General features: G+C 38.6%; 19 protein-coding genes. 15 read left to right on the forward strand and 4 right to left on the reverse strand.

The genetic code is table 11. The annotated features are described in order from the left end of the window. Window positions 1-139: 139 nt before the first annotated feature. The 13 genes from HDE68_RS03650 to rplT all read left to right on the forward strand — a co-directional run bounded on the left by HDE68_RS03650 (window position 140) and on the right by rplT (window position 12,860). The gene (locus HDE68_RS03650; protein ID WP_183879022.1) at window positions 140-2,236 is read left to right on the forward strand and encodes a TonB-dependent receptor plug domain-containing protein; all 2,097 of its coding nucleotides are present in this window, start codon (window positions 140-142) and stop codon (window positions 2,234-2,236) included. 30 nt (window positions 2,237-2,266) lie between these two features. Beyond that, entirely contained in the window at window positions 2,267-3,319 is a 1,053-nt protein-coding gene (locus HDE68_RS03655) for an HmuY family protein (RefSeq protein ID WP_183879024.1), read from the forward strand. Window positions 3,320-3,405: 86 nt separating this feature from the next. After that, complete coding sequence (locus tag HDE68_RS03660) at window positions 3,406-4,254, forward strand: hemin ABC transporter substrate-binding protein (RefSeq protein WP_183879026.1); 849 nt, start codon at window positions 3,406-3,408, stop codon at window positions 4,252-4,254. After that, the gene (locus HDE68_RS03665; protein ID WP_260171601.1) at window positions 4,251-5,297 is read left to right on the forward strand and encodes a FecCD family ABC transporter permease; all 1,047 of its coding nucleotides are present in this window, start codon (window positions 4,251-4,253) and stop codon (window positions 5,295-5,297) included. The genes HDE68_RS03660 and HDE68_RS03665 overlap by 4 nt, the downstream gene beginning before the upstream one ends. A 3-nt stretch (window positions 5,298-5,300) precedes the next feature. Continuing rightward, a complete protein-coding gene (locus tag HDE68_RS03670; RefSeq protein WP_183879028.1) occupies window positions 5,301-6,083 on the forward strand; it encodes a heme ABC transporter ATP-binding protein in 783 nt (260 codons plus the stop codon). A gap of 11 nt (window positions 6,084-6,094) precedes the next feature. After that, entirely contained in the window at window positions 6,095-7,126 is a 1,032-nt protein-coding gene (locus HDE68_RS03675; RefSeq protein WP_183879030.1) for a hemin-degrading factor, read from the forward strand. A 143-nt stretch (window positions 7,127-7,269) separates the two neighbouring features. Further along, window positions 7,270-7,965 (forward strand): ribose-5-phosphate isomerase RpiA, encoded by a 696-nt coding sequence (gene rpiA, locus HDE68_RS03680; protein ID WP_221300654.1) that lies wholly within the window; start codon window positions 7,270-7,272, stop codon window positions 7,963-7,965. Continuing rightward, complete coding sequence (locus HDE68_RS03685; protein ID WP_183879032.1) at window positions 7,952-8,500, forward strand: GNAT family N-acetyltransferase; 549 nt, start codon at window positions 7,952-7,954, stop codon at window positions 8,498-8,500. Before rpiA ends, HDE68_RS03685 begins: the two co-directional genes overlap by 14 nt. A 102-nt stretch (window positions 8,501-8,602) precedes the next feature. Further along, window positions 8,603-9,535, forward strand: coding sequence for a LysR family transcriptional regulator (locus HDE68_RS03690; protein ID WP_183879034.1), 933 nt, complete (start codon window positions 8,603-8,605; stop codon window positions 9,533-9,535). A gap of 168 nt (window positions 9,536-9,703) precedes the next feature. Further along, window positions 9,704-11,629, forward strand: a complete 1,926-nt coding sequence (thrS, locus tag HDE68_RS03695; RefSeq protein ID WP_183879036.1) for a threonine--tRNA ligase — start codon at window positions 9,704-9,706, stop codon at window positions 11,627-11,629. Window positions 11,630-11,642: 13 nt separating this feature from the next. Further along, window positions 11,643-12,212: a translation initiation factor IF-3 gene (infC, locus tag HDE68_RS03700; RefSeq protein ID WP_051759761.1), complete on the forward strand. Its 570-nt coding sequence runs from the start codon at window positions 11,643-11,645 to the stop codon at window positions 12,210-12,212. Between the two features lie 26 nt (window positions 12,213-12,238). After that, window positions 12,239-12,439 (forward strand): 50S ribosomal protein L35, encoded by a 201-nt coding sequence (rpmI, locus tag HDE68_RS03705; protein WP_041887185.1) that lies wholly within the window; start codon window positions 12,239-12,241, stop codon window positions 12,437-12,439. 76 nt (window positions 12,440-12,515) lie between these two features. Further along, window positions 12,516-12,860 (forward strand): 50S ribosomal protein L20, encoded by a 345-nt coding sequence (gene rplT, locus HDE68_RS03710; protein WP_041887187.1) that lies wholly within the window; start codon window positions 12,516-12,518, stop codon window positions 12,858-12,860. Between the two features lie 82 nt (window positions 12,861-12,942). On the opposite strand, the gene HDE68_RS03715 is transcribed toward rplT, so the two are convergent. Beyond that, a complete protein-coding gene (locus tag HDE68_RS03715; RefSeq protein ID WP_183879038.1) occupies window positions 12,943-13,353 on the reverse strand; it encodes a hypothetical protein in 411 nt (136 codons plus the stop codon). Window positions 13,354-13,430: 77 nt separating this feature from the next. Further along, window positions 13,431-14,207: an XRE family transcriptional regulator gene (locus HDE68_RS03720; protein WP_183879040.1), complete on the reverse strand. Its 777-nt coding sequence runs from the start codon at window positions 14,205-14,207 to the stop codon at window positions 13,431-13,433. Window positions 14,208-14,341: 134 nt separating this feature from the next. Here HDE68_RS03720 and HDE68_RS03725 point away from each other — a divergent pair, with 134 nt between their 5' ends. Together HDE68_RS03725 and HDE68_RS03730 are read left to right on the forward strand one after the other, a co-directional pair. Next, window positions 14,342-14,692 carry a GIY-YIG nuclease family protein gene (locus HDE68_RS03725; RefSeq protein ID WP_183879042.1) on the forward strand — a complete coding sequence of 117 codons (351 nt, stop codon included), beginning with the start codon at window positions 14,342-14,344 and terminating at the stop codon, window positions 14,690-14,692. Window positions 14,693-14,730: 38 nt separating this feature from the next. Next, window positions 14,731-15,207 carry an ORF6N domain-containing protein gene (locus HDE68_RS03730; RefSeq protein ID WP_183879044.1) on the forward strand — a complete coding sequence of 159 codons (477 nt, stop codon included), beginning with the start codon at window positions 14,731-14,733 and terminating at the stop codon, window positions 15,205-15,207. Window positions 15,208-15,262: 55 nt separating this feature from the next. On the opposite strand, the gene HDE68_RS03735 is transcribed toward HDE68_RS03730, so the two are convergent. After that, window positions 15,263-17,734, reverse strand: coding sequence for a transglycosylase domain-containing protein (locus tag HDE68_RS03735; protein WP_183879046.1), 2,472 nt, complete (start codon window positions 17,732-17,734; stop codon window positions 15,263-15,265). 317 nt (window positions 17,735-18,051) lie between these two features. Then, window positions 18,052-19,245, reverse strand: a complete 1,194-nt coding sequence (locus HDE68_RS03740) for a hypothetical protein (protein WP_183879048.1) — start codon at window positions 19,243-19,245, stop codon at window positions 18,052-18,054. Window positions 19,246-19,414: the final 169 nt, after the last annotated feature.

Below are 19,414 nucleotides of genomic sequence, written 5' to 3' on the forward strand. Positions count from 1 at the left end.
ACAGCTTCTTATTGATTTTTGTATCACACTGAGTTTATTCACAGTGTGTTATGAATTATTTTTAATTTTATTTGTAATTATTCTAAATAACTCCTTATACTTGCAGGGTTATTTAAAATAGTTCTAAATAGATTTCTTAATGAGAATTGGTTTACTTTTGATTACAATATTTATATTCATTGCAACAACTAATGCGCAAAACAAAAGTGCTGTTAGTAAACAGAAAAAAGATTCGGTTTCCAATGATCTGAGAGAAGTTGTGGTTACTGGTGAGTTTCAGCCGCAATCATTAAAAAATTCCGTTTACAGAACACGTGTAATCAATGCAGAACGTATCCGTTTAAAAGCTGCAACCAGTATCCAGCAGGTTTTAAATACAGAGCTGGGATTTCGCTTCTCTAACGACCTGACTTTAGGTACAACCGATGTACAGATGATGGGGATGTCCGGCAGGAGTGTGAAAATCCTTTTAGATGGTGTACCCATGATCGACAGGGGGGATGCCCGTGAAAGTCTCGATCAGATAGACGTCAATACCATAGAACGTATTGAAATTGTAGAAGGCCCGCTTTCGGTTTCTTATGGTTCAGATGCACTGGTAGGAGTCATTAACGTGATTACTAAAAGAGCAGGTAAAGAATCTTTAAATATCAATGCCAGGGTGCAGGAAGAAACCGCTGGAAATGAATATTCTCCTTTCGGCAAATCGGGAAAACATTCACAGCATGCAGGTGGCAGCTGGCAAAATAAAGGCTGGAGCGTTCTTGCAGGGCTTACCCGTGATGAATTTAACGGATTTAACGTACCAGGACCCACTGTTATCGCCGAAAATATCAGTCCTACCTATTGGAAACCAAAATTAAAATGGATGGGCAATGGGAAACTGGGCTATAGAAATGATAATTTCAATATGTCTTACAGATTTGATTATCTGGACGAAAATATTGACAGCAGAGGCGGTTATCTTAAAGCTTTAAATCAATCACTCAGACAGCAATATATTACCAACCGTTATATTCATGTTTTACAGGGAGATTACCGCTGGAATGAAAAAATTCAGCTAAGCGGTTCTGTTGCTTATAATAATCTGAAAAGAGCAACCAAAACAGTACTGCATAATTACGCCACAGGCAGAGATAGTTTAACTGCCGAACAAGGGCAGCAGGATATTGCTAAATTCAACACCTTCGCTCTTCGTACAGTATTGGTGTACAAGATGTCAGATCAGATCTCTTTTCAGCCAGGTATAGAGATTAACAGAGACGGTGCAAATGGTGCCAGGATTGCGGGTAAGCCGACAATCAGTGATTATGCATTTTTCATCTCTTCTGAACTTAATCTGGCTAAAGGTTTCACGCTGCGTCCTGGGTTAAGGTTTATCAAAAACTCTGTTTATGATGCGCCACCAGTAGTACCAACCCTGAACGCTAAAATCAGTTTAACTGACCAGCTGGATCTGCGTCTGGGTTATGCCAGTGGTTTCCGTGCACCTGCCTTACGTGAGCTTTACTATGATTTCAGAGATTCCAATCATACGATTCTGGGAAATACCAACCTGAAAGCTGAGCAATCTAATAATTATACGGCCTCTCTTTCTTTTTCGGGAGTAGAGACAGCGGGTTTCAGTTTTAAATCTGTGCTGAGCGGTTATTATAACAATATCAAAAACAGAATTGACCTTTTAACTTCTGCAACAGATATCACTGCTGCTACTTTAGTCAATGTCAGTAAATTTAAAACTACTGCCGGAACTTTAGAAAATACACTGATCTGGAAAAATGTGCAGGCAACACTAGGATTTTCTATGCTGGGCACTTATAATGTACTTAGTGAGAATTCCTCACAATTAGGGGAAACACCTCAATTTGTATGGTCACCAGAAATCAACACAAATCTATCTTATTATTTCCCGGAGCTTGGTGCAACAGCAAATCTGTCCGCAAAATTTAACGGAACCAGAAGAAACTATGAAAGTTATATAGACAAGGTGGATAACCTGGAGAAGGTCAGGCTGGCAAAAGTAGGCTCATTTACGCTGTTAGATCTGATGCTGAGTAAGAAGATCTTTAAAACACTTACCCTGAATGCAGGTGTAAATAATTTGTTGAATGTCACTACCCTAAGTAATACTTCTCTGGGCAGCGGAGGCGCACATAGTTCAACAGGGGCGCCTGTGCCGATGGGTTACGGCCGTTCATATGTAGTGGGCTTAAGCTTCAACTGGTCAAAAGACTAAACTAAATAAATTAACTAAATCATACACAGAATGAACAAATTTACTCAACTTATCACCTTATTATGTTTTGCCACGGCATTCACGGCCTGCAAAAAGGATAGTGATCCAATTATTGAAACCCCTGCTTCAACAGGCAGTAAGATTACCCTGAACGGACTTATTGGTTCAGAAGCTGGAACTGTTGCAGGAAACAGTGTTTTTGTAGATTTCAGTGCCGACAAACAAACTTCTGTAGCCCGTACTTCATGGGACCTGGGATTCTATTCTGGTGCTGACTTTAAAGTAATCCTGAACAATACGGTTGGTGCAACTGCCATTGCATTAAACCAGACAGATTTAACTAAAGTTACAGAGGCCGATACTATTGCACTCGCAAAAGCAGGGACTTTAAGTTTGGGTCAGGGTGAAGGTGCCTTCACTTATATAGATCCGGTTGATGGAGATGCTTCCACCTATTTAGCAGGTACAGTCATTAAAACTATTTCTGCTACTGATGCAGAAAATAAAGTCTATATCGTTAACCGTGGCGGTACAACAGGATGGCAAAAAATCCGTGTAATCCGTGCAGGTACAGGTTATACTTTACAATATGCTAAAATCACTGACCCTACTTTTAAAAGTCTGACTGTTGCTAAAGATGCAGCTTTTAACTTTAAATATGTATCCTTTAAAACTGGTGCAGCTGATGTGGAACCAGCTAAAGCAAACTGGGATATCGAGTGGACATTGGCAACTTATAAAGCAAATGCAACGATACCTTACACTTTCTCTGATTTTGTACTGATCAATTTTGTGGGCGGGGTAACTGCTGCTGAAGTCATCATAGCAGATAGTAAAGTGAGTTTTGCTGATTTTACAGAGGCGAACCTGGCGCCAATAAAATTTGTTGGAACCAGAGAAGTAATTGCTGGTAACTGGAGAATCACTTCCGGTACACCTGTGGGCGTTAAAACAGATCGTTTTTACCTGGTTAAAGATGGTGCAGGTAATATCTATAAATTGAATTTCGTGAGTTTCCATCCTAATGATGGTGGGGTTCGCGGTAAACCGGTTATCGAATACAAACTGGTTAAAAAGGCATAAACTTGGTTAGTTTAGGTTGCGAAGGCCGGCTTTCATGGATATGAAAGCGGCCTTTGGTTATTTAATTCATTACAAAAAAAGAAATTATGAAACTTACTTTATTAGCAGCAGCACTGACGGTTCTTAGTCTTGGCGCCTGTAATACAAAAAAAGAAACCAAAGCTGAAGGTCTTGCAGACAGCACTAAAATTGTATCCCTAAGTGGGGCAATCAGTGAAGTGCTGGCCGGTACAGGTTTAGAAAAAAATATAGTTGGTACAGATATTACAAGTAATTATCCAGAAAGTCTGAAAGCTAAACCAAAGGTTGGACATAATAAGAATATCAATGCCGAAGGGATAATGGCATTACAGCCCGACCTGGTAATCGGAATAAAAAAAGATATAAGCCCTGCACTCGCTGCACAATTCAAAACAGCAGGGGTGAAACTTTTATTAGTTGATCAGGAATTTTCTATACATGGAACTAAACACTTGATTAGCACTTTGACTGATAGCCTGCATGTCAAACCTAAAGGTGATTCCCTGATTAAGGTATTGGATGCAGACCTTGCCAAAGTTAAAATGGCTGCTAAGAAACCTAAAGTATTATTTATTTATGCGCGTGGTGCCGGAACAATCATGGTTGGGGGTACAGGTACGCAGGTAGAAAGTGCAATTAAATTAGCAGGAGGTCAGAATGCAGTAACTGAATTTCCTGATTATAAACCTTTAACTGCCGAAGCTTTAGTGAAAGCCAATCCGGATGTGATCCTGTTTTTTGATTCAGGTTTACAAAGTTTAGGCGGGCCGGATGGGGTAGCTAAAATCCAGGGTATCAAAGAAACCAATGCTGGTAAAAATAAAAAGATCATCAGCATGGATGGAGAGCTGCTAGGCAGTTTTGGTCCGCGTCTGGGAATTGCTATTCAAGAACTAGCTGCTAAAATAAATTGAGTAAAAAAACAAAACTGATTTTATTGCTGCTGCTGGTTTTATTGCTGGCAGTGGCGATCTTGTCCTCCTGTATAGGGGCGGTCAGGATTACTGTACCTGAGTTTTTATCAATCGTCGCTTATAAAACAGGGCTTTCGGAGGTGATGAACTTTAAACCACAGCAGGCAGCAGTACTAATGAATATAAGATTGCCAAGGGTGGTTTTAGGGGTGTTAATTGGCGCGGGACTTGGTATTTCGGGCGCAGCTATACAAGGATTATTCAGAAACCCACTGGCAGAACCAGGGTTGATTGGGATATCGGCAGGTGCAACCTTATTTGCTGTCATGGTGATTGTATTGGAAGTGGGAATTTTCTCTAAATTAAATGGAGTGATCGGTTTTTATGCCATTTCTCTTGCTGCTTTTACCGGAGCCTGTCTGACTACATTTATCGTTTACCGGATGTCTTCACGTCACGGGAAAACCGAAATCACCACTTTATTGTTATCTGGTATTGCAATCAATTCTTTAGCGGCAGGTTTTGTAGGTTTATTAACCTATATGGCTACCAATGAGCAACTGCCGGCAATTACTTTCTGGAGCCTTGGGAGTCTTGGAGGGGCAAGCTGGGAAACAGTAAGCGGACTTTTACCATTTGTTAGTATACCAGTTGTTATCCTGCCATTTCTGGCAAAATCCTTGAATGCTCTGGCATTGGGCGATGCACAGGCTCTTCATATGGGTGTTAATGTGGTGACTATAAAAAGGATCATCATCATATTGGCCACAATGGCTGTTGGAGCCTCAGTTGCAGTGGCTGGAATCATCGGATTTATAGGGCTCATCATTCCTCATATTTTAAGGATGACCTTTACCTCAGATAACAGGCTGGTTATTCCGGGATCAGCTATTTTGGGTGCAGCTTTATTAACAGCAGCAGATCTGGCAGCCAGAACAATGGTTGCTCCTGCAGAATTGCCTATAGGTATTCTGACGGCCTTAATAGGGACACCTGTATTTATGTATATCATCGTTACCGAAAGGAATAAAAATAAATTATAAGTTATGATCCAGGTAGAAAATATCACTTATCAAATAGGGAAAAAACAGCTGGTAAAAGATTTGAGTTTTGAAGCGAAATCGGGTGAATTACTGGCGGTGCTTGGGGCTAACGGAGCAGGTAAAAGTACGCTGATGAAGTTATTATGCAGAGAAATATCACCGGTCTATGGTAATATTCTATTGCGCGGACAAGAACTCAAACAATATAAACTGCCTGAACTGGCCAGACAGCGTGCTGTCCTGGCCCAGCAAAATACCATTTCTATTTCTTTTATAGTTAATGAACTGGTGATGATGGGCAGATATCCTCATTTTGAACATCAGCCAGGTCTGCATGATGCGGAAGTGGTTAAAAAAGTGATGGAAGAAACTGGGATTACACATCTATCCGGCAGAGATTATAATACCCTTTCGGGCGGGGAGCAGCAACGTGTGCAGCTGGCACGTGTACTGGCTCAGATATATGATTGTCCGGATGCCTGTCTGTTTCTGGATGAGCCTACAAATGGTCTGGACCTGCTTTATCAGCAGCAGGTTATGGAGCTTGCACGCAGTCTTGCAGATCGTGGGTATTGTGTTATCTGCATTTTGCACGACATTAATTTTGCCTCTCGTTTTGCAGATAAAATACTAATGCTGAAAGATGGGCAGAAAGTAGCGATGGGAACACCATTAGAAGTAATTAATTGTGAAAATATACATGAAACCTTCAGTATTAACGTTAAGTTAATGGCATGTGAAGGATATAATTGTCCGCTGGTAATTCCAGCAACTATACAAACATAAATTCAGGATCAATGGAAAAAGTAATAGAATTGAAAAGTCAGTGGGAGGCTTTTAAAACGGAAAACCCTAAAGTTAGAATAAGAGACGCAGCTAAACAATTAGATACTACAGAGGCAGAATTACTGGCTACTGCTGTTGGTGAGACAGTTATCCGTCTGACTAATGATTTTCAGGATATTTTGAAAGGAGTTGGGGCATTAGGTAAAGTGATGGCTTTAACACGTAATGATTATTGCGTGCATGAACGCAAAGGAGTTTATAAGAATGTAACATTTTCTGGCCCTATGGGGCTTGCGGTAAATCCGGATATTGATTTAAGGTTATTTATGATGCAATGGTCTTCTGCTTTTGCGGTAGATGAGAATAATAGAAAGAGCCTGCAGTTTTTTGGTAAAGACGGAGAGGCTATTCATAAGATTTACCTTGTGGAAACAAGTGATGTGCAGGCTTATGATGCATTGGTGAATGCATTCACCGCACATGATCAGCATGCAGTTTTAGTCATTAACAGGAGTAAAAAGGTCATAGAAGAGAAACCGGATGCAGAAATTGATGCTGCGGGTTTTAAAGAGACCTGGTTAACCTTGAAGGATACGCATGATTTTCATGGGATGCTGAGGAAATTTGGCGTGACCAGGACTCAGGGATTACGTCTTGCACCCGAAGGCCACGCGGTAAGTATTACTAAAGAGTCTTTAAAATCGATACTGGAAAAAGCTTCTGAAACTGATTTGGAAATTATGGTCTTTACCGGAAGTGCGGGGTGTATTCAGATCCATACCGGCCCGGTTAAAAAGTTATTACAAACAGGCCCGTGGTTTAATGTATTAGACCCGGATTTCAATATGCATTTGCGTGAAGATGCAATTGCTTCGGTCTGGTTGGTTAAAAAACCGACAACGGATGGTATTGTAACCAGTATTGAAGTATTTGATAAACATGGTTATATCATTGTGCAGTTTTTTGGTAAACGTAAACCAGGGATTCCTGAAAATGAACACTGGAGATTAATGGTGAATGAAATAGCCATTATTGCTTCGTAAGACTCTCTTTTTTGTTGCTATAATTGAGTTTTTAGCAGGAAGCCCGGCCGTTATGGCCGGGCTTTTCTGATTTGTGGCCTTCTGTTTTTTTGACTAATTTTAGCAGCATATAGCGCTGATCATTATATTTTAATCATTATACTTTGGACGAGCAATCAATTGATAAAAGGGATCTTGAAAAACAAAACGCAGCTAAAGGAGCTGTTAAATTTATTCAGAACAATGACATTGTTGGATTAGGTACTGGTTCAACAGCATTTTTTGCCATTCAGGAAATAGCTTTATTAGTTAAAAATGGTTTAAAAATCAAAGGGGTGCCCACTTCTGAGCATACTGCGGCACTGGCTGTTTCTTTAGGAATTGAACTATTGCCAATGGATCAGGTCAGGACTATTGATATCACGATTGATGGTGCCGATGAATTTGATGCACAATTAAACCTGATTAAAGGTGGTGGAGGTGCACTATTCAGAGAGAAAATCATAGCCTCACTGACTAAAAATGAAATCATTATTGCAGATTCAGGAAAACTGGTGACGCAGCTGGGTAAATTCAAAGTACCAGTAGAAGTAGTGCCTCTGGCGCTTAACTATGTATTACAGCAACTGGCTGAATTAAAGGGGACAGGAAAAGTCAGAATGAAAGATAATACACCGTTTATTACCGATAACCATAATATCATAGTGGATGCTGATTTCGGATTGATTGGCGATGTAGCTGGCCTCGCTGAACGTTTAAACCGCATAGAAGGTATTTTAGCACATGGACTATTTGTAAATCTTACCTCGAAGATAATTATGGGAAAAGGAACAGAAACTATAATATATGCTGGAAATTAATTTTGATCCTTTTCCAATATTGGAATCGGATCGTTTAGTCTTAAGGAGGATGACCCCTGCTGATGCGGATGAAGTATTTGCAATGCGTTCTGATCCTGAAATTATGAAATATATCCCCAGGCCGCTGGCAAAAACCAGGCAGGACGCGCTGGATTTGATAAAAGTTTTTGATAAAGGTGTTGAAGAAAACAACTTTATCAATTGGGGGATCTCCTTTAAAGATGATCCAAAGTTATTGGGAACGATCTGCCTGATCAGGATGCAGCCGGAAAATTTCAGATCTGAAACTGGTTATCTCCTTCATCCTGATTATCACGGTCAGGGAATTATTAATGAAGCATTAGGAACTGTGATTGACTACGCATTTAATGTGTTGAAATTTCATTCTCTGGAAGCGGTAATTGATCCGGATAATCACGCCTCTGAAAAAGTGCTGATCAAACGTAAATTTGTGAAAGAAGGGCATTTTAAAGAAAACGGCTTCTTTGAAGGGCGGTTTCTTGATTCGGTTGTTTATTCACTGATTAACCGATAAATCTTTTCTTATTTGAAGTCCTTTCAGGAAAGGATAAACAGACTCTCCTGGTTTAGTATAATTATGATATAAATCGTATATTTGTATCATAATTATGATGCTATGGTAAATCTGGAATGGTACAGGACTTTTAAAGCTATTTATGAAACCGGCACTCTCACAGGGGCAGCAGAAGCGCTCTTTGTTTCTCAGCCTGGTGTAAGTTTACATTTAAGCTCTTTGGAATCTTATGTAGGTTATAAGCTTTTTGACAGGACATCCAGAAAAATGGTTCCTACAGAACGTGGTAAAGTCATGTATAATTTTGTACTGGAAGCTTTGCTTAAACTGGAGGAGGCAGAAAAACATTTCCACCGGAGTACTGAAAAAGAGAAACCAACATTGAGTTTAGGAATGTGCTTTGAAACATTCCAACTGATGCTGGAACCCTATTTGTCAGGTTTATCATTTAATGTCATTGTAAAATTCGGGGATTATCCGCAAATGCTGAATGATCTGGATAATGGGATTCTGGATCTGGTTATTACGCCTCATATGGACAGTACCATGAAAAATATTGCCTATAAGCCTTATTCAAAGGAAAGAATTGTCCTGGTAGCAGGATCAAAACATGATACTGCAGCATTTGAACTGATGCGTCAGGATGGAGATTTGAAAGGGATGCAGGAGTGGCTGAAGCATCAGATCTGGTATGGCACGTCGGGTGATATGGAACATCTGATGAGGTTCTGGCATTTTAATTTTAACCGGAGACTGGATCTTAAACCTAATTATATCGTTCCCAATATGAGCTCTATTGTAAGGTGTATTAAAGGAATGGAAGGTTTTGCAGTATTACCTGATTTTTTATGCCGGAACGAAGTACAGGATGGCAGTGTAAAACTAGTTTGGGAAGGCACTAAAGTAATGGAAAATACGCTTCACTTCGCCATGCGAAAAAAAACAATCTATGCTGAGGAAATAAAAACTATACAGGAAATCTTTGAAAAAGAGATGGTGCCCCTTGAAAATGAAACGGGAACCCTTGTTGCCTGATCAGCCTTTCAGGGCCTTAAATCTGGAAAATCAATAGGGACATTTACCCCATTTTTCAATTTATTTCCCTGAATGCAGCATAAAAACTTACCTTTGTATCCAGGAAATCACCTTGTAAGTGATTCGATACTAAAATTCATTAAATTCACATATAAATCATAGTTGTAGATGATTAACATTACACTTCCGGATGGCTCAGTACGTCCATATGAAAAGGGGACCAATGCTCACCAGATTGCATTATCAATATCTGAAGGTCTTGCCCGTAACGTTTTAGCAGCCGAAGTTAACGGCGAAGTCTGGGATTCTTCCAGACCTATTGAAAAAGATTCAGCAGTTAAATTATTGACCTGGAATGATACAGCTGGTAAAGCTACTTTCTGGCACTCTTCTGCCCACATTATGGCCGAAGCACTGGAAGCTTTATATCCTGGTACTAAATTTGGTATCGGCCCTGCTATTGAAACAGGGTTCTATTATGATGTTGATTTTGGAGATCAGGAATTTTCATCTGATCACTTTAAAGCTATAGAAACCAAATTTATGGAGCTTGCCAAGCAAAAAGAAGTTTTTGTAAGGGAGAGTGTTTCTAAAGCAGATGCCATTGCGTATTTCACAGAGAAGGACGATGAATATAAACTAGATCTTATTCAGGGACTTGAAGATGGTAAAATCACTTTTTACAAACAAGGTGCGTTTACTGATTTATGTCGTGGCCCGCATCTTCCGAATACAGGATTTATCAAAGCTGTAAAGCTGATGAATGTTGCAGGTGCATACTGGAGAGGTGATGAAACCAAAAAACAATTAACCCGTATTTATGGGGTTACTTTCCCTAAAGCAAGTGAATTGACAGAATACCTGTTGATGATCGAAGAAGCTAAAAGACGTGACCACAGAAAATTAGGAAAAGAACTGGAACTGTTTGCTTTCTCTGAAAAAGTAGGGATGGGTTTACCATTATGGTTGCCTAAAGGAACTGCTTTACGTGAGCGTCTGGTGAACTTTTTAACTAAAGCGCAGGCAAAATCAGGATACGAGCAAGTTATTACACCTCATATCGGCCATAAAAATCTTTATGTAACTTCTGGTCACTGGGATAAATATGGTGCAGACTCTTTTCAAGGTATAAAAACACCTCAGGAAGGGGAGGAGTTCATGTTAAAACCAATGAACTGCCCTCATCACTGTGAAATATATAAAGTTAAACCAAGGTCTTATAAAGATCTTCCTTTGCGTTTAGCAGAATTCGGTACTGTTTACCGTTACGAGCAAAGTGGTGAGTTACACGGTTTAACAAGGGTTCGTGGGTTTACTCAGGATGATGCGCATTTATTCTGCCGCCCTGATCAGGTGAAAGATGAATTTATGAAAGTAATTGATCTGGTATTGTATGTTTTTAAATCTTTAGGATTTGAGAGTTACACTGCTCAGATTTCATTAAGAGATCCTGATAACAAAACTAAATATATTGGTACTGACGAAAACTGGAAACTGGCTGAAGATGCAATTGTAGAAGCTGCTGCAGAAAAAGGTTTGAACACAGTAACAGAATATGGTGAAGCTGCATTTTATGGCCCGAAACTGGATTTCATGGTGAAAGATGCTTTAGGTAGAAAATGGCAGTTGGGAACTATTCAGGTAGATTATAATTTACCGGAAAGATTCGAATTGGAATATACTGGAAGCGATAACCAGAAACACAGACCGGTTATGATCCATCGTGCCCCATTCGGTTCTCTGGAGCGTTTTATCGCTGTTTTAATCGAACATTGTGCTGGAAATTTCCCATTATGGCTTTCTCCTGAGCAATTTATAATCCTTCCAATTTCAGAAAAGTATGAAGATTATGCTAAAAAAGTTTCAGATGAACTAAATAATTCCGATATTCGCGGTTTGATTGACTTTCGTGATGAGAAAATCGGAAGGAAAATCAGGGACGCTGAGGTGAAAAAAACTCCTTATATGCTGATTATCGGGGAAAAGGAAATGGCAGAAGGCAAGGTATCAGTAAGGAAGCACGGAGAAGGAGATTTAGGAGAAATGACCATCCAGGCGTTCAGTGAATTATTAATTAAAGAAATAACAGTTTAAATAGTATATAAATTTGGCATTAGGCAGACCAGGATTTAATAGGGGACCACGTCCTCCTTTTAAGAAAAAAGAAGCAGAACATAATATTAATCAGTTTATCAGAGCCCAGGAGGTTAGATTAGCTGGCGATAATGTTGAACCGGGGATTTATCCTTTGGCAAAAGCTTTAGCCCTTGCCGATGAACTGGAGTTGGATCTGGTAGAAATATCACCAAACGCAGTTCCACCGGTTTGTAGAATAATCGATTACAGCAAGTTTGTTTACGAACAAAAGAAAAAGCAGAAAGAGATTAAGGCGAATGCTAAACAAACCATCATTAAGGAGATCCGTTTCGGACCTAATACTAATGATCATGATTTTCAGTTCAAACTGAAACATGCAGTTAGTTTCCTTGAAAATGGAGAGAAAGTAAGAGCATATGTGCATTTCAAAGGTAGAGCGATTGTTTACAAAGAGCAGGGAGAGATCTTATTGCTTAAGTTCGCACAGGCTTTGGAAGACATAGGAAAGGTTGAACTTTTACCTAAGTTAGAAGGTAAACGTATGTTTTTAACCCTTGCTCCAAAAGTTGCAAAAAAATAAATAAATTACATAAATAAGAACAGGTTATGCCAAAAATGAAAACCAATTCCAGTGCTAAAAAGCGTTTTTCGCTTACTGGAACCGGTAAAATCGCTAGAAAAAACGCATACAAAAGTCACATTTTAACAAAAATGTCTACTAAACGTAAGCGTAATTTGGGTCACACCTCAATGGTGTCAGCTGCTGATATGGGCAACGTTAAGCGTATGCTTGCTATCGGTAAATAATTAAATTTTTTAACCAGGTACCCGGTAGTAAGTTTGCTGAAATACGCAACACCGTTTATCAAAAAACAACAACACTATGCCACGTTCGGTAAACGCAGTAGCTTCGAGAAGAAGACGGAAAAAAGTCCTTAATATGGCCAAAGGCTATTGGGGATCAAGAAGTAAAGTATTCACTGTAGCAAAAAATACGGTTGAGAAAGGTTTGCAATATGCATACCGTGACCGTAAAGTTAAGAAAAGAGAATTCCGCGGTTTGTGGATTCAACGTATTAACGCTGGTGCGCGTCAATATGGAATTTCTTACTCTCAATTCATTGGTAAATTAGCGGCTAAAAACGTTGGATTAAACCGTAAGGTTTTAGCTGACTTAGCTATGAATCACCCAGAAGCTTTCAAAGCGGTAATTGATACAGTTAAATAGAAATATATAACATCAACGAAAAAGGGGAGCAAATTGCTCCCCTTTTTTTTGTCTTAATTTTTTGGGGGCTGAGCCCCCGTTTTTATCCTTCTGCTGTCTCAGTTGCAGCTGGTGTTTTCTGGTTGTCTTTTTTCTGATGTTTCCTGGCTTTCTTTGCATTATGCAGGTCTTCCATTTTTTTCTTTTGGTCAGCAGTTAAAATCTGATCTATTTTCACATCTGTTTCTTTCCTGGCAGTTGCATGCTGATCTTTTTTTGCTTTTCTGTCTGCAGTGCTTTGTTTGTGCCAGGCCTCACTTTGCTTGTACTTGTCAAGCTCTACTGCATAAATCTTTTGTTTCTGATCGGCAGTCAGTGTTAGCATTTTGTCTAGTTTAGCAGTACTTTTCTCTGCTCTTTGTTCTGCAGTCAATTTTTGCTGACCTGTAGTTTGCGCAAAAGCGGAAGTCAATCCGATTATTGCTATAGCTAATGTTAAAACGATTCTTTTCATTTGTATGTTCTTTTAAAGCATAGAGTAAAAAATAACCAAAGGGTTTAAAATCAGTTTAACTTTTCTTCTGTAAGCACTTAGTTTTTGGTCATCTGAGAAATTGATTTCTGCATTTGAGACATCATATTGGTTAATGTTTCCATAGACGGTTCTGGTGCCGCATCAGGGAGGGTGGAACTGATATAAGCCTTTGCTTTCCAGATCTCAAGTATATCATCAGCAGGAACAGTATAAGGGTCATATAGCTTATTATCAGAGACCAGTTTCAATTCTTTGTTCTCTTTAAAACGATTTCCCGCACGTTTATAAACTACACCTTCATTTTTGCTGACGATCACGTAGGTTTCTCCTGTTTTAACATCATTCCAGTTGTCCATGTATTCACCAATAATTATACTTCCTGGCTGAATAGGCAGCATGGAATCCCCAACAATTTCGAAAGCTCTGAAAGTACCATGTTTTAAGGCTGGTAGAGGCAATTGGAATTTTGGCAGGTCTTTGATGTATTCAGGATCAGAAAATCCATTCAGGTATCCCGCACTGGCTTTTACAGGGACCATTTCTATATTTTCATTATCGGTCTGGTCAACTGAAATACTGAGGATACGCAGGTTTGAACCCTGGCTTTTTAATTTAGGTTTCCAGTTATCATTGATGATTTCATTAATAAATTCATCCATGGTTAATTCGTAGTGTTCTGCTATTTTTTTTAGTAAATCGTATTTTGGTTCTGCACGGTCTTCTTCGTAAGCTCCAACCAATGATCTTTTAATGCCCATTAAATCAGCAAATTGCTGTTGTGTATGGCCTTTTTTCTTTCTTAAGTATTTGAGATTTACGGAAATATTCGACATAAAATAAAAGATTAAATATAATTTGTTTTTACTAAAATTGTTAGTATTATTGTACCAATAAAGTTAGTAATATTTATTCGCTCTCCAAATATATATACTAATTTAATTAGTGGTAATCTTTTAAACTACAAGCAATGAGAAAATTTGTCTACATCGTGACCGATAGAAACCGTACCAGTTTACATGTTGGAATGAGCGCTGATTTAATTAAGACGCTTGATTTTTATAAACAAATGCCAAGCCTGTTTTTTGACAGCGGCCAGCAGCTTACCCGATTAGTTTATTTTGAAGAGTTTAAAACGGAACCGCAGGCGCTTAGCCGGTTTAAACTGATCAGCAGATTTACCAGAATGCAGAAGGAACGTCTGGTGCGTTCTTGTAATCCCGACTGGGTCGATCTGACTATCGGACTTGACTTTGAGCATATCACGATGAGCAGACCCTTATCCACGCAGGTGAAAATTCCTTTGGGTATTATGTCTTAGCAATAAAGCGCATTGCTTTTTAATAAAAATCTGTGTTTATGAATGAACAGAACTTTGTTAAAGTTATGGAGAATAAAGAAATACAAGAAGATAGGGTAACTGATGAGATGATCATGAATCGTATCTACGTACTCAGAGGACAGAAAGTAATGATCGATACTGATCTTGCCCGGCTTTATCTAATCGGAGACCATAAAATCAGGACAATCCTTAAAAAGAATTCAGGACGTTTTCCCGATGATTTTATGTTCAGTTTGAATAGTGAAGATGAGCTTTCTCTGATTCGTCAGGACAGTGAACTCAAACATAAATCAAGGAGAAGAGCTTCGCCAATTGCTTTTACTGAGCAGGGACTTTCCATGTTGTCGGGCCTGCTAAAAAGCAAACAGGCCATCGCAGTAAATATCAGGATCATACGCATCTTTAGTCTGATCAGACAAATTCTTCCTGATTTTCCAGAACTATATAGAGAGATGGAGCAATTTAAAAATAGCTTGTTAAGCTCTGATCATTAAAAAAGGTCAGCAGGAAGAATATCCGGCTGACCTTTTTAATATGGATTTATGGAGGTTATTTACTTTTACCTTCAGTCTTTTTCTTCTCTTCTTCTTCTTTTTTTCTGTCTTTTTCTTCCTGACGTTTTTTTCTTCTCTGCTCCCTTTCTTCTTTTCTTGTCAGTGGTACTACAGGTCCAAGTTGTTTAATAGCAGGATCAGGGGTCTTTTGAACTTCAGTTTTTACCTCTTCCTGTTTTTCTGCAGGTTTATCGCCGTCCACAACAGGGGCAATATGCAGTGAATCTGTAGCTACGCTATCCGTTTTAGTCGTATCTACCGAATAAACAGGGGTAGGGCAGTTATAGTTTCTTGTAATAGGAACTGTAGCTTTTGGAAATGGCCCATAAGTATAACCAGTACTTTTATCATGGTATACTTTTTCCATGAACTTAGCAAAAATTGGTAAAGCAGTACGTGATCCTTCACCAGTTTCACCATTTTTAAAGTGAGCTGAACGTTCATCACAACCTACCCAAACACCAGTTACCAGGTCTTTGGTGATTCCCATATACCAGGCATCCACATAATCTGATGAGGTTCCTGTTTTACCACCAATCTGGTTATTGTCTTTCCAAAGATCCCATTCCCATAATGCCCTTGATGTGCCGCCAGGTTCATCCATTCCACCTCTGAACATATAAAGCATTAACCAGGCGATCTCTTCCGAAAGGATCTTTTTAGTTTTAGCAACAAAATCTTCCAGTACATTGCCATCCTGATCTGTGATCTTTTCAACTAAAATAGGATCAGTTCTTACGCCTTTGTTTAAGAAGGTCCCATAAGCCCTTACCATTTCAAATACTGAAACATCATTCGGACCTAAACTTACAGAAGGTACAGACTCCAGATGACTGTCAATACCACATTCATGTGCCCATTTAACGACATTTTCCCAACCTACTTTCTCTGTTACCTGAGCTGTTATGGTATTAATTGAACGGCCCATTGCAGCACGCAGAGATGTTTCTCTGTAGCTATTCTGCCAATTCGCATTTCTGGGCTCCCAATATTCTGTTTTACCTTTTTCTTCGTATTTGATTTTAACAGGTTTATCAATAAAAGTATCACAAGGGCTCATACCGCTTTCAAACGCAGCCAGGTAAGCAAATGGTTTAAAAGTTGATCCTGCCTGACGCTTAGATTGATTGACGTGATCGTATTTAAAGAATTTATGATCTAAACCACCAACCCAAACTTTAATTTTACCGTTAAAGGGATCTAAGGTCATCATACCTGTATTCATAATTTTGCCGTAGTAACGGATAGAATCCAGCGTAGAAAACAACGTATCACGGTCACCTTTGTAAGTGAAGATTTTCATCTTCTTCTTTTTATTAAAGTAAGCAGTTACCGAATCCGGGTTGTTCGGGTATTTTTTCTCCAGCATGGCATAGATCGGAAGATTTTTCATGGCACGGCCAGGATAATCAACTTTGTTTTTCTCAGAATCCTGCCATGGATCTTCTTTTCCCCATGCAGTATAGAATCTTTTCTGAACTACTTTCATCTGTTCAGCTACAGCTTCCTCTGCATATTTTTGCAGTTTAGAGTCAATGGTGGTATAGATTTTCAGTCCGTCTTCGTACAGATCGTAACCATTTTTATTACACCAGTTCTCCAGGTATTTAGCTACTGCAGCTCTCAGGTAAGAGTCACCGTCACTGCCCTCATCTTCTCTGCCTTCTTTAAGTTTGATCGGTGTGTTCTTATACCGGGTAAGTTCAGCAGCGGTGATATAACCGTATTTATTCATTTGTGACAAAGAAACATTTCTTCTTTCCAATGCCCTTGCAGGGTAACGTACAGGATTATAAGTAGTCGTTCCTTTCAGCATACCAACTAACATCGCAGATTCCGGTACACTCAGTGAATCTGTTTGTTTGTCAAAATATACTCTTGCCGCAGTTTTTATTCCATAAGTATTGTTACCGAACGAAACGGTATTCAGATACATGGTGATAATATCATTTTTAGAATAGTTGGACTCCAGTTTTACTGCGGTCATCCATTCTTTGAGTTTAGAAACAATAGTTCTGATGACCGGGATATGTTTAATAAAACCCTGCGATTTGTTGTACCTGGTGCGGTACATATTTTTTGCCAGCTGCTGGGTAATGGTGCTTGCGCCTCTTTTATCACCTGTGGCTGTTGAAATTCCACTGGACAATAAAGATCTGAAATCAATGCCCATATGTTTGTAGAAACGAACATCCTCTGTAGCGACCAGTGCATTGATTACACTTGGTGATATTTGTTTAAAAATAACAGGAGTACGGTTTTCTTTGTAATATCTTCCAATTAGCTTTCCATCCGAAGTATATAATTCTGAGCCGACACTTTGTGTGGGCAGTTTAATATCCCTGTAAGAAGGAGAGTAGCCAAAAAGCCACAGGAAATTTAATTGAAGTGCGCAAAAGAAAATGATGATACAGAAAATAAATACGGAGAAATAACGCAGGTATTTATTATGGATCTCTTTAAACATACGATATGGTCAAAAAATTAATAAAACAGTTTAAATTAAATCATGTTAAGAATCCATTTGAGTTTATAAGGTAAGGATATTTAACGCCCAAATATAAGCGATAACCTTCTTTACCTTGTAAAATCAAAAAAAATCAGAGAACATTATGTGCAAATTAACGTAAATAAATCACTAAAATTTTTGACATTATAAAATACGTTGCGCTTAATAAGCTATACCCGGCCTATCATACCTGATTTTTAATGTATTAAGCAAGCCTTTTGTTAAGAATAAATCCGGGTAATAGCTTATCTGAAAAGCGGATCAGAGAATTGAATTTATCTCAGAACCTGCCCGCCAGCTATAATATGTCTGTTTTGCAGACCCTTTTCAGAACTGAATGTGGCAACAATAAATGAAATTTTGAAATTCTGCAGAAATACCAGTCCTAATGACAGCTGTCCAAAGGTGAAATTTGATTTGTTAATTCCCAGGTTGTCTTTAAATACGTCGGTCCCATATATTTTACTGGCGTTAAAATTACAAAAGAACCGCAGGTTATTATTGCTTGTAGTGGCATCTGCATACAGATCTAAACCAAATGAGCCGCTGCCCGCCCATTTTTCTGTTTTTGTACCAAATTCAGGAAAGTCTGCAGTGCCCCTGGTAATTAATCTTGAAATAAGATTGTATTGGTTGTTTTTTGAGTGTAAATAAGCAAGGGGGTATTCGAAATTTAAAACGGTATTTCCTCCTGAAGTCACTAGTCTCTGGTATGCTTCTTCTTTTTTAGCATCTGCATCAGTCTCTTTACCAGTGTTGGAAATCATGGTTCCCAGACTTACCCTGAATAAGCCTAGGTTACCATTGACAATCTCAGAATATACGGATCCGGTATTGTTGCCAAAGTTTACACCGGCATTGCCTAAGGCATTGAATCTTTTGCCATCATTACCATAAATCAGATCGAAAAACGCTCTGGAGCGTAGTGACCCAAATCCAAAATTCGTGCTTTTGAAGCTCATCAGATCTTTTACATATAAATAATATAGACTATCAGTTGTCACCTGAAGTTTAACTATTTGTTTACCGAGTAATATAACACTATCAGATTTACGTTTGATAAGGCTGTCCGGGAATAAGAGTTTTTTATTGGATTGACGTGAATTCGTATACAAGTCGTGGAGGATGTTATTCCTGGCTTCATTCTTTTGTTTCTTGATCGTGGTTTTGTAATTATACTGGATGATGTCAAGTGTTTCATAAACGTCTTCCTTCTTAGTGCTATCTGAATTTATGTCTTTAAGGGTTATTATAAATTTGTTTGGGTCTTGCTGTTTAATTTGATACAGGAAGGCTTCATCAGATAATTCCACATTGTTTTTTAGATCTTTGATTTGATCAATTTTGATTTTTTGGGTTACATTTTCCGTGATACTTGATGCACCAGGTTTTAATTTGAAACCTAATTGTGCTTTTACGCTAAATGCAGTAAATAGGCTGAATGCAATTAATAGAATTTTCTTTTTCATTTTGAGAGCTTTTAAATTGTTTTTAATTAGTTATTTGTCAGATATACAAACCTATATGGATTTTTTACCCGCAATAAAAAGCTCGGAATTTTATTCTGTTACGAATGATATATTGAATATTCAGTAACTTGTAATGCTGAAGTGATAAGTTTGAATACCAAAAAGCAAT

This window comes from Pedobacter cryoconitis (assembly GCF_014200605.1).
Taxonomy (GTDB): Bacteria; Bacteroidota; Bacteroidia; order Sphingobacteriales; family Sphingobacteriaceae; genus Pedobacter; species Pedobacter cryoconitis_B.